The sequence below is a fragment of the Aminobacter sp. DSM 101952 genome, from assembly GCF_001424795.1.
Taxonomy (GTDB): domain Bacteria; phylum Pseudomonadota; class Alphaproteobacteria; order Rhizobiales; family Rhizobiaceae; genus Aminobacter; species Aminobacter aganoensis.
The window spans coordinates 1-13189 of sequence record NZ_LMCL01000021.1 but is presented as its reverse complement, the minus strand read 5'-3'; the positions used below and the strand labels follow the sequence as shown (position 1 = coordinate 13189).

The following is a 13189-nucleotide window of genomic DNA, read 5'->3' as shown; positions in this document are numbered from 1 at the left end:
GCTTGAGTTGGTGGGCGAATTTCAGGCCAAACTTAGTCGTCCATTCTGAGACGGTCTGAAACGAGACGGCAATGCCGCGCTCGGCAAGCAGGTCTTCGAAATCGCGCAGGCTCAGCGGGAACCGGTAATAGAGCCATACCGCATGCGCGATGATCTCGGCTGGAAAGCGGTGGCGTTTGTATCGGGCGGACGCATCGTCAGTCATGCCGATAGACTATTGCCTCGATCCGCACCAGCCGGTTAAGGCGACGCCTCCTACCAGGCGACCGCCTGCAGGATCAGCCACGACTCGAAATGTCGCCCTTTGAAATCATCCTTCGACTGGCGCTTCAGCTTCTCGGCAATGGCATTCAGAATCATTTGTTCGCTCCACGACAATGGGAGCGGCAATTTCCTCGCCGATGGTCAACAGCTAGTTAACTACGAAAATTTGCGACAGGTCCCTCGCAGATCCCATAACAACCTCGGGTATGGACAGCGATCTAGGACGGGCTCCAGACTAATTTAGGTCTTCGACTTCAGGCGTGAATCGTAGAGCCACCTGCGAACCTTCGTCGCTGAGATTTTGCCAGCGTCTGGGTGCAGCGGGTTGACGAGCACATTCGACTCGTCGGGTACGATGACCGAAGGAACGAACAGGCAGGCCGACCGCCGTTCAGCCAGCCACGTCGAGCCAAAAGCCAAACTGGCCCGCCCCGCCGGTAGCGCATCCCATCCTATCGGCGCTGTTTTGGCATCCAGCCGCTCGCTCGCGTCCCATAGGTCTTGAGGGATGTCGATTCTGACGAGGTAGCGGTTTAAAGGTAAGCTAGACGCAGCAATGTGCACGAGCGTTTCCATCGCCGCGAGTGAGACGTTTTCCGCGCAGTAGACCACGGCGAAGCCCGGCGCATTCCACCTCCCCCCCGTAACTTTCGCACCTGTTCCTGTGAGGTCGTCCGCTTCATAATCCGGAGTGTCGGTCGCGATCCGCCAAACTGCGGCCATCAGGAATAGGCCCCACTCTGCATCCGGGCGAGTAATTGCGACACCATTGCCTGCCCTTCAAGTGTATCGATGAAATCGATTGGACGGGCACTCCCAAGAGCGGGCACGGATTGCTGTAGCCAGGTGGCCAGCCAGCTTGCTGCGTCAAAGCCTTGCGCATCGCCAGACTGCCGTACTATCTCAGCAACTTGACCAACGAGCTTGGAAACTCCCAACACGCGCTCGCTGTCTTCAGGCGATAGGTTTTCCTGCTTACTCACCTTACGGTTCAACGTGGCGGTTGACATCCTGAGGCTTTCCAGAAGCACACTCTGAGGTATCCCAAGCCGCTCCTGCAGATGCTTCACGTCTCGTGCGCTGATCCCTTCGCGTATCATCTCAATACGCTGCCAAGGTGGTGCTCGAAAGATTTCCTCGAAGTCGGAAACAGAGACAGTCCTCTTCCGCTTACCGCGATGCCCCGATTCCGATTTCTCGCCGAAAATCGCTCGCAGGAGCTTTTCTTCCGGGTTCATCTGATCGAAATCGGATTTGCGTTCGCGCGTCGACGTATCTCTTGCTGTTGCCGGGTCCATATGAATATCACGACATCGCTCGTCGTGCTCCTTTGAGCACTAACATAACTCAAATGATTAGATATTCAAGCACCATTGCGCTGGTCGCCAGTGCGATCTGGCAAATGGCTGCATTTGGAAGGGAACCGACTACGGATAGCCCAACTGCGTCATTGCCTGAGAAGCATGGCTTGGGCATAAGCGTTGAATAGCCCCGAGTTTCGTAGACACCCTCGGGTTAGACTTTCTGCTGCTTCTCGAACTCGACGGGCGACAGCATCCCGTTCCTGACGTGTTTGCGTTTAGGGTTGTAGAACATCTCGATGTAGTCGAACACGTCCTGGCGTGCTTCATCGCGTGAACGGTAGACCCTGCGACGTATCCGTTCTCGCTTCAGAAGATTGAAGAAGCTCTCGGCCACCGCATTGTCATGGCAGTTGCCGCGACGGCTCATCGAGTGAACCAGATTGTGATGCTTGAGGAACGAGGCCCAGTCCATGCTGGTGAACTGCGAGCCCTGGTCCGAGTGTATCAGCACCTTTTCCTTCGGCTTGCGTCGCCACACGGCCATAAGCAGAGCCTGGAGAACGACATCGGTGGTTTGGCGGCTCTGCATCGCCCATGCCATGACCCAGCATCTGAGCGAAATCTCCCGCCATGTCGAAGGGAACGCGCATGCCATCCTCATCATGGATCAGGCGGGCTGGCACATGTCCAACAACCTCGTTGTGCCCGGCAACATCAGCATTCTGCCGTTGCCGCCGAAATCCCCGGAACTGAACCCGGTTGAAAAGGGCGTGTCGCAAATTTTTCTGGTTAACTAGCTGTTGACCACGACGGTGGAAATTCCGCTCCCGATGTAGCGGAGCGTAGCCATGGTTCTGAATGCAATTGCCGAGAAGCTGAAGCGCCAGTCGAAGGATGATTTCAAGGGTCGGCATTTCGAGGCATGGCTGATCGTGTAGGCGGTGACATGGTATCTGCGGTACCCGCTCAGCTTTAGAGATCTCGAGGAGATGTTCCGCGAGCGCGGCTTCGAAGTAGACCACAGCACGATCAACCGCTGGGTCCTTGCCTATGCACCTGTCATCGAAAAGCGACTGCGCCAGTTCCGGCGCCCACATTGTGGTTCGGTCCGGATCGACGAAACCTATGTCAAGATCCGCGGCAAGTGGCGATACCTGTACCGCGCCATCGACAAACACGGAAACCCGATCGACTTCTTGCTCACCGCAAAACGCGATCTCGACGCCGCCAAGCGCTTCTTTCGCAAGATGCTCAAAGACGAGCCGCTGCTATCGCCGGGGAAGATCGGTACCGATGGCGCCAACACGTTTCCGTCAACGATCAAGAGGGTTGTCGATGATAGGCTCTTGCATCCGAACCCGGTTCATTATGTCACCAAGCATCTGCAGCAAGGCATCGAGAGCGATCACTTCCGAGTGAAGAAGAACATGCCCAAGAACGGCTGCCTCCAGTCCTTCAAAACGGCGCGCCGGACGATCGCCGGGTTCGAAGCGATGTTGTGGCTGCGCAAAGGCTTCGGATTTTCCGGCGAGTGGACCGTGAACGATCAGAATGATCTGCTCGCGCGCCTCTTCGGACTTCAAAATGTTAACAAAGCGTGAGAATGCCATCATGTGCTGGGTAGTCTCAGCCTTCTGAGAGGTTTGCGACAAGCCCGCGGATCGAACCCTGTTTCCCGTTGGCGCATGGTGTGCCGCGTGTCGATGATCGCAGGGTGATCAGCGGCATTGTCTACGTGATCAAGCATGGCCTGCAGTGGAAGGATGCACCGAAGGATTACGGGCCGCATAAGACGCTCTACAACCGGTTCATCCGCTGGAGCCGGCTCGGCTTTTTGACCGCATCTTCGCAGCGCTGGCGGTCGAAGGCGCGAAACCCGAGCGCATCATGATCGACGCGACGCATCTGAAGGCACACCGGACGGCGGCGAGCCTGCTCAAAAAGGGGATGTTCCCCGTCGTATCAGGCGAACCAAAGGTGGACTGAACTCCAAGCCGCATACCGTTTGTGACGGTGAAGGCCGTCTGATCATCATGGTGCTTAGCGAAGGACAGATGAGCGATCACCACGGACCGAAGCATGAACCCGGGGTGACCTCAAACGAAGGGCAAAGCAAGCCAGGCATCGGCAAAAGGGAATCTGTCGGATTATTTGCCGCACTGGCAGCATGACGGCGCTGCTGCGGTCTTTGCTTTTTGCTTGACTGAAACGGCCCCGTTACCGAAGTCCTGAGCCTAGATGACGCCATTGGTCTGCAATGTCCTCGCCGGGACGGCGATTGCAGTGACTTCGTTCATTGGCTGAAAATGCCAGCGCCGAATTCCGTTCAACACGTTGACGCACTCGACCCGAACATCATCACGAGGCAATGGCCATGACCCGGCAAGAAGATAGCAGATGCTTGATAGCGATCCCTTGTTAAAAGCTCCGGTCCTAGCTGGGATTGCCGTTGGCGGCCGTGACGATGATCTCGACCAGCACATCCGGCGCGCCCAGGTCGGCCTGGGCGGTCGCGCGGGTCGGTGCCGCGTTCGGTGCCGTCCATGCGTTCCACACGGCATTCATCGCTTCGAAATCCCGCTCCAGGTTCTTGATCCAGATTTGCGCGGTGAGAAGGCGGCTCTTGTCGGTTCCGGCCTTTGCGAGAAACGCCTCGATCTTCTGCAACGTCTGCTGTGTCTGGCCGGTAATGTCCTGGCTGCGATCGTCTGCCGTCATACCGCCGACGAAGACCATGCCGTTGTAGACAACGGCGCGGCTGCGGCGGGGATCGGTTTCCAGGCGGGTGATGTCGTTCATTGTCGGTTCCTTCCTTGAACGGGTCGTTTGCGCTTCAGTCGGCAAAATCGCCGAGCAGAACTGGCTTGATCGGCGGGCGGATGCGGTAGTAGCCGACGTCGCACGGCTCGACGCCGCGCGCCTGTGCGATCACTTCGGTCACCGTGAGGCCGCAAAGACGTCCCTGGCACGGCCCCATGCCACAGCGGCCGAATGCCTTGGTCTGGTTCGGCCCCCGGCACCCCAGATCCACATATTTGCGGATCTGACCGGCGGTCACCTCCTCGCAGCGGCAAACGAGAACTTCATCCGGAGGCACGCGGTTTTCGTCCTGAGGGCGGTACAAGGTGTCCAGAAACGGCCGGGCACAGGTGTAGCGTAGATGGTCGCGCCGCAGCGCCAGGATACGCTCGGGCGCACTGGCGAAGCCGAGCCGCTGGGCGATGTCCAGCGCGGCAATCCGGCCCTGAACCGCCGAAGCGCCGGCGCCGACGATGCCCCGGCTGTCGCCGGCCACGTAGACGGCGGTATCGCCCAAGCGGCCGGCATCGCTGGTGACGGGTTTCCAGCAAAGCTGCCCGGCGTCCCATCGATGCTGCGCGCCCGTCGACCAGCTCAGCTGCGTGTTCGGAACGACGCCCTGATGCAGGAGAACCAGCGGTGCGGCGACATGGCAGGGCTTGCCGTTGCGGGTAAAGTTGATCCCCTCGGCCCTGACGGTTCCGGCCACGGACAGGTCGCGGGCTCCGGAATGGACACGGATCCCGTGCCGGCGGATGGTCGAGAGCAGCCTGAGCCCCTTGAGAAGGTCGCGCCAGCCCTTCAGCGCTCCACGCATGTGCCGGAGGGCCTTGACATAGGCCGATCGCGGCGTCGTATCGACGATCGCGGCGATCTCGACGCCCGCGCGGATATACTGCCACGCCAGAAGGTAAAGGAGCGGCCCGCAGCCCGCCAGCACCACCGGATCGCTCGGCAGCGCTCCCGATCCCTTCAGCATGATCTGACCCGCGCCGGCGCCCATCACGCCCGGCAGCGTCCAGCCTGCAATGGGAAACGGGCGCTCCATGGCGCCGCTGGCCAGGAGAACGAACTTGCCGGAGATCTCGCTGGCATGACCATCGGCGACATAGCTGACGACGCCTTCCGGCGTCACGTTCCAGACGGTTGCGCCGCCGACATGGCGAACCCCGCTGTTGCGGAAGTCGTCGGCGAGCCTTTGGCCGGCGGCGTAATCCTTGCCGAGAATGCCGAGCAGGGCTTTCGGCGCCGATTCGATGCGGCGATAGATCTGGCCGCCGACCGCCGCCTGCTCATCGAGCACGGCAACCGACAGGCCAAGCCCGCGCGCCTCGCATGCCGCGGCCATCCCGGCGGGGCCTGCACCGATGACGACCAGATCGACGACGTCATTCTTCATGGTCATCTCCCGTATTGAAGTCTTCCAGTTCCGGAGCCCCGTTCTGGCGCCTGATCCGCATTCCGTCGCGAACCGGCACAAGGCAGCTTTGCCGGGCCGGTATCCCGTCGATTTCCACGAGACATTCAAAGCACACGCCCATCATGCAATAGGGCGCGCGCGCCACCGCGCCGACGATGCTGGAACGGAACTCGCGCACGCCGCCGGCAAGAAGGGCGGCCGCAACGCTCGTTCCCTGCGGAACCCTTATCGGCCGGCCTTCGAAGGTGATCGTCACGGTCGGGTCGCCGGGCGTCCCGGCTATGGTGAAAAGCGGCTTAGTGGTCATTGGTGAAGCTCGCATTGGGGTCGAGAAAACGTGCGCTCCGGAATGTGTCGAAATCTTCCGGCGCGTCCGTGAGGCCGCTCATCCAGGGGCCGATCAGGTAGGCATGAACGGATGCCAGGGTCACGCCGCTGTGGCAGATCACGACATGGGCGCCCGGACATGTGGGGGAGCTCTGATAGATCGGGTAGCCATCCGGCGTCAGCGGGCGCAGCGCCCCCCAGGCCCGCACCAGCCGCGCATTGGCGAGCGCCGGAAAGCTGGCAACCGCGCGCTTGGCCAGCCACTCGATCTTGTCCGTCGTCGTGCGGTCGTCGATGCCGACGTCCTCGGATGTGGAGCCGATCTGGACGGAGCCTTCCCGCGTCTGGCGGGCCTTGTTGGTGGGATAGTGCAGGAAAGGCTTCAGGCGCTCGGTGATCAGAACCTGCCCGCGTGTCGTGGTGACGGGCGCATGGAGGTCGAGCTGATCGGCAAGTTTCGCGATCCCCAGGCCGGCCGCCAGAACGAGCCGGTCGCTCGTCCAGCTCTGGCCGTCGCGCGCGGTGATCCCGAACTTGCCCTTGCCGGCATCGTGCCGCAGCTTGACGACATCGACGCCGGTGATCACGTCGGCGCCCTTGGCTTTCAGCCCGGCATGAAGCGCGCGCAGCAGCATCAGCGGATTGGCATGGCCGTCATGCGCCCCGAAACTGCCGCCGACGACCGCGGGGCCGATGCCGGGCAGGTATTGCTTCAGTTCGGCGGGGTCCATCATCTGAAACGGGATGCCGCCGACCTCGCGGTCGATCCGGGCAAGCAGGGCGGCGCGCTTTTCGACTTCCTGTTCGCTGAAGCCCAGCCAGAAGCCGCCATTTTGCTGCAGGCCGGAATCCACCCCGGTCACGGCGAGAAGCTCGTCGTGCAGATCGGGCCAGAGCCGGACGGCTTCGCGTGTCCAGCGGGCATAACGCGGCATGCCGCCGCCTTTGCTCGATAACCAGACGAGGCCGAAATTGCCGCGGGACGCCCGCAATGCCGCATCCCCCTGATCGAGGACGCGGACGTTGACGCCGCGTCTTGCGGCACCGTAGGCTATCGCGGCTCCGACAAGCCCGCCGCCGACCACTGTCAATTGTTCTTTGCTCATTGAACACCACCCTCAAGGGTCGTTATTTCCGGAATTTTGGCACAGCGTTCCCGTTCCCCGCCCGAAAGCGGGGGTAAAGCGGAAGCCGAGGCCGGGTTACTTCTTGCCGATCAGAACCTTGTCGAGCCCGACCACGCGGTCGAGAATGAACATCAGGGCCATCGTGCCGACGATCATGACCGTCGATACCGAGGTGGTGAGGGGATCCGTCATCAGCGCGACGCGATGATAGAGCGCCACGGGCAATGTCGTCGTCCCCGGTGTTGCGATAAACACCGTCATCGTCACTTCATCGAAGCTCTGGATGAAGGCGAGAACCCAGCCGCCGACGACACCGGGCAGGATCAGCGGAAACAGGATGCGACGGAAAGACGTCCACCGCGTCGCCCCCAGCGAGCGGGCCGCAAGCTCCGCATCCCGGTCGAGGCCGATGATCGCGCCGAGGGTCAGGCGCAGCGAATAGGGCACGACGATCAACGCATGCACCAGAAGCAGCGCGATGAAAGACCCCGTCCAGCCCATGACGGAGAAAAACCGCAGGAAGGCGACGCCGAGCACGACATGCGGCACCATCAGCGGAGACAGGAGCAGCGCCGTCATGCCGTCACGGCCGATGAACCGGTAGCGGGCGATGGCGATGGCCGCCGGAATGGCGACGGCGCTGGCCAGCGTCGCCGATCCCAGCCCCAGCCACACGGACAGCCAGAAGGCGCCCATCAGTTCCGGTGCGTCGAGCATCGCCCGATACCAGCGCAACGATGCTCCGTCGAACGGCATGGACATGTAGCCCTTGTCGGAGAAGGACACGAGGACGATGACCACCAGCGGCGCGAGGATGAACGCGGTGAAGAGCGTGTGGAAAACCAGGGCGGCGGGGCCGTTTTGCCCGATGCTTCGATGGCTCATGCGAACACCTGCTTGAATTTACGCTCGATCAACCGGTTGCTGCCGAGGACGACAAGCACGATGCCGATGAGGAGGAGGACGGCGACGGCCGCGCCGAGCGGCCAGTTCAACGAACTCAGGAATTCGTCGTAGATCGCGGTCGTCACCACCTTGGCGCGGCGGCCGCCGATCAGGGCCGGCGTGGCGAAGGCCGAAGCCGACAGGGTGAACACGATGATCGCGCCGGACAGGATCCCCGGCAGCAGCTGCGGAAGCACGATCCGGCGAAAGGTCGTGAAGGGGCCGGCCCCGAGGGAGCGGGCCGCATGCGCGACCTGCGCGTCGAGCTTCTGGAGCGTGCTCCAGACGGAGATTACCATGAACGGCAGCATCACATGCGTCAGCACGATGATGACGCCCGTCATGCTGAACATGAGCTGGACGGGCCGTTCCGCCAGCCCGCTGGAAACCAGCACGGTGTTGATGAAGCCTTCGCGTCCGAGAAGGATGGACCAGCCGAGAGTGCGCACGACGACGGAAATCAGCAGCGGGCCGAGGATCACCACGAAGAAGGCGCCCTGCCAGGCCGGCCGCATGCGCGACAGGATGATCGTTTCCGGCACGCCGAGCAGGATGCAGATGGCGGTGACGGCCAGCGACATCAGCGCGGTGCGCAGGAACAGTTCATAATAATAGCTGTCGGAAAAGATCTCGATATAGTTCGACAGCGTATATTCGTCGAGCGTCCCGCGCGTCGAGTCGAAGACATTGAAGGACAGGATCGCGGTCAGCGCCAGAGGCACGACCAGAAGCCCGAGGAACAGGGCCAGTGCCGGGAAGGACAGGACCCATTGCCGGCCGTTTGCGCGTGTTATCGTCTCAGCCATCGGCATTCTCCGGGGAGACATGTTGCAGGTCGCCGGCGTTCCAGGCGATGCCGACCACCTCGCCTTCCTGCGGCTGCGGGGTGCCCGCATTGACCGCGGTCAGCCGCAGGCTGCCGAGATCGCTGTCGATTTCGTAAAACCAGATACCTCCCAGGAAAAGCCGCGTTGCGACCTTGCCCCTGACCATGCCCTGTTCGGCCGGACAGAGGCGCAGCCGTTCCGGGCGCACGAACAGACTGGCCTTCCGGCCGGCCTGCGCGCCGTCGATATCGGCCGAAACGGTCGCGGAGCCGATGCGCACCGAGGCGGCGCCGTTTCCGGCATCGACGATATCGCCGGCGATGACATTCGCCTGACCGAGAAATCTCAAGGCGAATTCGGATGTGGGATGGTCGTAGATCTGCTGGGGGCTGCCGAGTTCGGCGATCACGCCATTGGCCATGACGGCGATCCGGTCGCTCATCGTCATCGCTTCCACCTGATCGTGGGTGACGAGGATGGTGGTGATCCCCAGCCGGCGCTGAAGGGCGCGCAGCTCGACATGCATCTCGCCACGCAGCTTCGCGTCGAGGTTCGACATAGGCTCGTCCAGCAGCAGCACCCTGGGCCGGATCGCCAGGACGCGGGCAATGGCCACGCGCTGGCGCTGGCCGCCGGACAACTCGCTCGGATAGCGGTTTTCGAGGCCGGAAAGTCGGACCATGGAAAGCGCTTCAGACACGCGCTCCTCCCGTTGCGGGCTCCCGATCTTGCGCATCTCCAGGCCGAAGCCGACGTTCTGGGCAACCGTCATATGCGGGAAGAGCGCGTAGCTCTGGAAGACAATGCCCATGTCGCGCTTTTCGGGCGCGGCATAGGTGATGTCTTCGCCATCGACCAGGACATTGCCCGCGCTCGGAGAGACGAAGCCGGCCACCATCTGCAAGGTGGTGGTCTTGCCGCATCCGGACGCGCCGAGAAGGGACAGGAACTCGCCGCTCTCGACCTCAAGATCGACCCGGCGAACCGCCTGCACGCCGCCCGCATAGGTCTTGGACAGTCCGCGAATGGATAGTTTACTCATGGGATAGGCTCGTGTTCAGAAGACTTCGGAAAGGGGGAAGCGCACGGAGCGCGCGCTTCCTTATTCGACCGTGCGGGTCCACTCCTTGGTCCAGTCGGCGCGCTGCTGGTTGACGGTATCCCAGTCCACATTGATCAGCTTCGACAGCTTTTCCTCGCCGTATGGGACTTCCTCCGCGAGCGGCCCGTCAAGCCTGGCCTTCTTGTTGGTCGGGCCGAAGCCCTGGGTCGCGAGCTTCGCCTGAACCTCGGGCGAGACCAGATATTGAAGGAAAGCCTGCGCCTTTTCCGGCAGCGTGTTGCCTGAAACCGCGCATGCGGAAGCGACGATGGCCGGCGCGCCCTCGGCCGGATAGACGAACTCGACCGGGAAGCCGGTCTTCTTGAGGGCCACGGCACGGCTGCTTCCCCACACACCCAGATCGATATCGCCGTTCTGGAACATCTGCGCCAGCTGGGCATTCGACGACGACCAGCTCAGGACATTGGGGGCGAGCTTGTCGCGGATGGCGTCGAAACCCGGCTCGATGTTCTTTTCGCTGCCGCCGTTCATGCGCGCGAACATCACCAGCGTATTCAGGCCGTAGGTTCCCGAGATCGGATTGGACGTCACGCGCTGTGCGAACTTTCCATCGGTCAGATCGTTCCATGAAGTCGGCGCCGGCCAGCCGTTCTTGTCGAACAGCTCCTTGTTGTAGGTGATGCCGGTGGCGATGAGACCCACGCCAACCGCCTTGCCGCCGAAAACCGAGACTTTGGCGACATCGTAAACATCATCATAGACAGGGGCGTCCGCAACCGGATCGCAAAGACCGAACTGCACCGCCTGATGCATCGGGCCGTCGTCGACAAGCGCGACGTTGATTTCCTGGCTGCCCTTCTGGGCCTGCAGCTTGGCAATCGTCTCGCTCGAATTTCCCGCGACGTAAACCACCTTTACGTCGTTCTTCGCTTCAAAACCGGGAACGATCTCCTTTTCGAACATGGTCTGGAAGTCACCGGAATATCCGGCAAAATAGAGGGTGTCCTGTGCAGCGGCGGGCGAGCTCAGAATGGTCGTTGCCAGCAGAATGAGCGCGGGCGTGCATTTCATCTTGTTCCCCTTTTTTTGAGTTGGATTGTCGTCGCCTCAGCATCTGGGTTTGCCACCGACGACCTTACAGAATGCAGGCTATGAGCGCCCTGCCCTGGAAGCAAATAGAAATCAAAGGGTGGCCTATGCGAAAAAGATATAGCGCTTGCCGCCATATCAAGGCGATTTCCTGCGAAAATTCGGAGCGAATGAGGACTTGAGGGAAGGCAGATCGCGAATGTGTATGTCGTTTTCCTATGGGGGGCGAAAAATGAATAGCGCAACTGCGGAGTAGGTGCCGTGCTAACCCAGCGTTGCAAGGACGGCGCTATCGTCGCACATTGTTGCCTTCAGTGTTGCAACAAAGCTCGCGACCAGCCGATCGACGGGCCTGGCCTTTGGGAAGATCAGATAGCCGTTGTGCTTGATTGCCGGCAGAAACGGGCGGGTGACGATCTCGGCGTGACGAAAATCGAGTACCGCGAAGGGATTGACGATCGCGATGCCGAGCCCTTGGGCAACCAGCGAGCAGGTGATCGAACTGTATGAGGTTTCAAGGTTGATGTGGCGGCTGATGCCAGCCTGCTCGAAAATGGCGTCAATAGCCGAGTGACCGAATTCGTTACGCGGGAAGGATATGTAAGGCTCATGGGCCAAGTCCTCTGGACCAATGCAGGCTTTGCCTTCGAGACGGTGACCACGGGGCATCACGCATACGGCGTCGACCTCGTAGAGCTGCTCGTAATCAAGCCCGAAGGTTTCGCTCAGTTGTGAGACGATGCCGACGTCACAGGTCTGGTCGTCGACCCATTGGGTCACCGCCGAAGAATGTCCAGTATGGATCGATATGCTCGTCTCAGGATATTCCTGCGCGAAACGCTTGATCGTGCGCGGGACAAGGCCCAAGGCGAGGATCTGAATTGCCGCGACAGTAAGGGAGCCACCACTGAACCGGCGGATGCGCTTGGCAGCTTCATCCAGTTGCCGAAGGCCGGAAAAGCTGCGCTGCACGTCCTTGAAGAACAACATGCCGTCATTCGTGGGTACCAGTTTGCCCGGCAGCCGATCGAAAAGCCGCAAGCCGGTGGCTTTTTCCAGTTGAGAGATCGAACGACTTACATTCGGCTGCGAGGTATGGAGTATCTCCGCAGCGGCAGTCATGGAGCCTGAGACCATGACGGCACGAAACGCCTCAACCTGAGAAAATCTGACCGACATCTTCAATCCTGAACTGAACCGCCCCGAGTTTAGCGGAGACCGTTTGGGTTAAGTTATGCGGCCATGGCTGGTGCGTCCAGCATGGCATAGTATCGTTCTTCGGCCTCGGCTGGCGGTACGTTGCCGATGGGCTGCAGAAGGCGGCGGTTGTTGAACTAATCTACCCATTCCAGCGTGGCGAACTCTACGGCCTCGACGTTGCGCCACGGCCCACGTCGATGGATGACCTCGGCCTTGTAAAGACCGTTGATCGTTTCGGCGAGAGCGTTGTCATAACTGTCGCCGACACTTCCGACAGATGGCTCGATGCCTGCCTCCGCCAGCCGCTCGGAATAGCGAATGGACACGTATTGGGAGCCGCGGTCGGAATGGTGAACCAGTCCGCTATGATGGACGGGCCGCCGATCATGAAGTGCCTGGTCGAGGGCATCGAGCACAAAGCCCGCATGAGCAGTCCGGCTTACCCGCCAACCGACGATGCGGCGAGCAAAGGCATCGATCACAAAAGCCACGTAGACGAAGCCCTGCCAGGTCGCCACATAGATGAAATCAGAAAGCCAGAGCATGTTCGGCGCGGGTGCGAAGAAGTGTCGGTTCACCCGGTCGAGCGGACACGGCGCGGTCTTGTCGCTGATCGTCGTGCGGATCGGTTTGCCGCGAATGACGCCCTGCAGTCCCATTGCCCTCATAAGCCGAGCGACTGTGCAGCGGGCGATGTCGTAACCCTCCCGTAGCAACTGTCGCCAGGGTGGCGTCGCCTTAACCTGACGTAGGACGCAATCATTTCTTTGTCCTGAATTTCAGGCTTGGATCGGCAACGCGATCTCACGCCAGGTGGCGCTGGC

The 13189-nt window shown here is 61.0% G+C and carries 11 protein-coding genes and 7 pseudogenes; 3 read left to right on the top strand and 15 right to left on the bottom strand.

Annotation, left to right across the window (positions count from 1 at the left end; translation table 11 throughout):
- The 5 genes and pseudogenes from ASC75_RS14015 to ASC75_RS14000 all read right to left on the bottom strand — a co-directional run.
- Positions 1–205: pseudogene (locus ASC75_RS14015) on the bottom strand (IS6 family transposase); the annotation flags it as partial.
- Between the two features lie 53 nt (positions 206–258).
- Positions 259–360, bottom strand: a pseudogene (locus ASC75_RS26065) (IS6 family transposase); the annotation flags it as partial.
- 144 nt (positions 361–504) lie between these two features.
- On the bottom strand, positions 505–987 hold the full coding sequence (locus tag ASC75_RS14010; RefSeq protein ID WP_055976366.1) for an RES family NAD+ phosphorylase: 483 nt from the start codon (positions 985–987) through the stop codon (positions 505–507).
- Entirely contained in the window at positions 987–1562 is a 576-nt protein-coding gene (locus ASC75_RS14005; protein WP_055976358.1) for an antitoxin Xre-like helix-turn-helix domain-containing protein, read from the bottom strand. Before ASC75_RS14005 ends, ASC75_RS14010 begins: the two co-directional genes overlap by 1 nt.
- Before the next feature lie 217 nt (positions 1563–1779).
- Positions 1780–2172 (bottom strand): annotated as a pseudogene (locus tag ASC75_RS14000) (IS3 family transposase); the annotation flags it as partial.
- Between ASC75_RS14000 and ASC75_RS25585 the strand changes: the two are divergent.
- From ASC75_RS25585 to ASC75_RS26755, 3 pseudogenes are all read left to right on the top strand, one after another.
- A pseudogene (locus tag ASC75_RS25585) lies at positions 2162–2332 on the top strand (transposase); the annotation flags it as partial. The pseudogenes ASC75_RS14000 and ASC75_RS25585 sit on opposite strands and share 11 nt — an antisense overlap.
- Positions 2333–2416: 84 nt before the next feature.
- Positions 2417–3169, top strand: a pseudogene (locus ASC75_RS13995) (IS6 family transposase).
- A 59-nt stretch (positions 3170–3228) separates the two neighbouring features.
- A pseudogene (locus ASC75_RS26755) lies at positions 3229–3631 on the top strand (IS5 family transposase); the annotation flags it as partial.
- A gap of 370 nt (positions 3632–4001) precedes the next feature.
- Here ASC75_RS26755 and ASC75_RS13985 read toward each other — a convergent pair.
- The 10 genes and pseudogenes from ASC75_RS13985 to ASC75_RS13940 form a co-directional block, all read right to left on the bottom strand.
- Positions 4002–4367 (bottom strand): RidA family protein, encoded by a 366-nt coding sequence (locus ASC75_RS13985; RefSeq protein ID WP_055976350.1) that lies wholly within the window; start codon positions 4365–4367, stop codon positions 4002–4004.
- Between the two features lie 34 nt (positions 4368–4401).
- The gene (locus tag ASC75_RS13980; RefSeq protein WP_151654564.1) at positions 4402–5766 is read right to left on the bottom strand and encodes an NAD(P)/FAD-dependent oxidoreductase; all 1365 of its coding nucleotides are present in this window, start codon (positions 5764–5766) and stop codon (positions 4402–4404) included.
- Positions 5756–6043 (bottom strand): (2Fe-2S)-binding protein, encoded by a 288-nt coding sequence (locus ASC75_RS13975; RefSeq protein ID WP_348271290.1) that lies wholly within the window; start codon positions 6041–6043, stop codon positions 5756–5758. Before ASC75_RS13975 ends, ASC75_RS13980 begins: the two co-directional genes overlap by 11 nt.
- Before the next feature lie 40 nt (positions 6044–6083).
- Positions 6084–7199: an FAD-dependent oxidoreductase gene (locus tag ASC75_RS13970; RefSeq protein WP_200943460.1), complete on the bottom strand. Its 1116-nt coding sequence runs from the start codon at positions 7197–7199 to the stop codon at positions 6084–6086.
- Between the two features lie 117 nt (positions 7200–7316).
- Positions 7317–8111 (bottom strand): ABC transporter permease, encoded by a 795-nt coding sequence (locus tag ASC75_RS13965; RefSeq protein ID WP_055976385.1) that lies wholly within the window; start codon positions 8109–8111, stop codon positions 7317–7319.
- Positions 8112–8122: 11 nt separating this feature from the next.
- Complete coding sequence (locus tag ASC75_RS13960) at positions 8123–8992, bottom strand: ABC transporter permease (protein ID WP_055976382.1); 870 nt, start codon at positions 8990–8992, stop codon at positions 8123–8125.
- Positions 8985–10055 carry an ABC transporter ATP-binding protein gene (locus ASC75_RS13955; protein ID WP_055976328.1) on the bottom strand — a complete coding sequence of 357 codons (1071 nt, stop codon included), beginning with the start codon at positions 10053–10055 and terminating at the stop codon, positions 8985–8987. Before ASC75_RS13955 ends, ASC75_RS13960 begins: the two co-directional genes overlap by 8 nt.
- Before the next feature lie 60 nt (positions 10056–10115).
- Complete coding sequence (locus ASC75_RS13950; RefSeq protein WP_055976326.1) at positions 10116–11147, bottom strand: ABC transporter substrate-binding protein; 1032 nt, start codon at positions 11145–11147, stop codon at positions 10116–10118.
- A gap of 282 nt (positions 11148–11429) precedes the next feature.
- Positions 11430–12344, bottom strand: coding sequence for a LysR substrate-binding domain-containing protein (locus ASC75_RS13945; RefSeq protein ID WP_055976323.1), 915 nt, complete (start codon positions 12342–12344; stop codon positions 11430–11432).
- A 53-nt stretch (positions 12345–12397) separates the two neighbouring features.
- Positions 12398–13090 (bottom strand): annotated as a pseudogene (locus ASC75_RS13940) (IS3 family transposase); the annotation flags it as partial.
- Positions 13091–13189: the final 99 nt, after the last annotated feature.

Excerpts from the sequence above, each read along its gene's own strand:
- ASC75_RS14010 (WP_055976366.1), bottom strand. The coding sequence starts at position 987 with ATGGCCGCAGTTTGGCGGATCGCGACCGACACTCCGGATTATGAAGCG.
- ASC75_RS14005 (WP_055976358.1), bottom strand. The coding sequence starts at position 1,562 with ATGGACCCGGCAACAGCAAGAGATACGTCGACGCGCGAACGCAAATCC.
- ASC75_RS13985 (WP_055976350.1), bottom strand. The coding sequence starts at position 4,367 with ATGAACGACATCACCCGCCTGGAAACCGATCCCCGCCGCAGCCGCGCC.
- ASC75_RS13980 (WP_151654564.1), bottom strand. The coding sequence starts at position 5,766 with ATGAAGAATGACGTCGTCGATCTGGTCGTCATCGGTGCAGGCCCCGCC.
- ASC75_RS13960 (WP_055976382.1), bottom strand. The coding sequence starts at position 8,992 with ATGGCTGAGACGATAACACGCGCAAACGGCCGGCAATGGGTCCTGTCC.
- ASC75_RS13955 (WP_055976328.1), bottom strand. The coding sequence starts at position 10,055 with ATGAGTAAACTATCCATTCGCGGACTGTCCAAGACCTATGCGGGCGGC.
- ASC75_RS13950 (WP_055976326.1), bottom strand. The coding sequence starts at position 11,147 with ATGAAATGCACGCCCGCGCTCATTCTGCTGGCAACGACCATTCTGAGC.
- ASC75_RS13945 (WP_055976323.1), bottom strand. The coding sequence starts at position 12,344 with ATGTCGGTCAGATTTTCTCAGGTTGAGGCGTTTCGTGCCGTCATGGTC.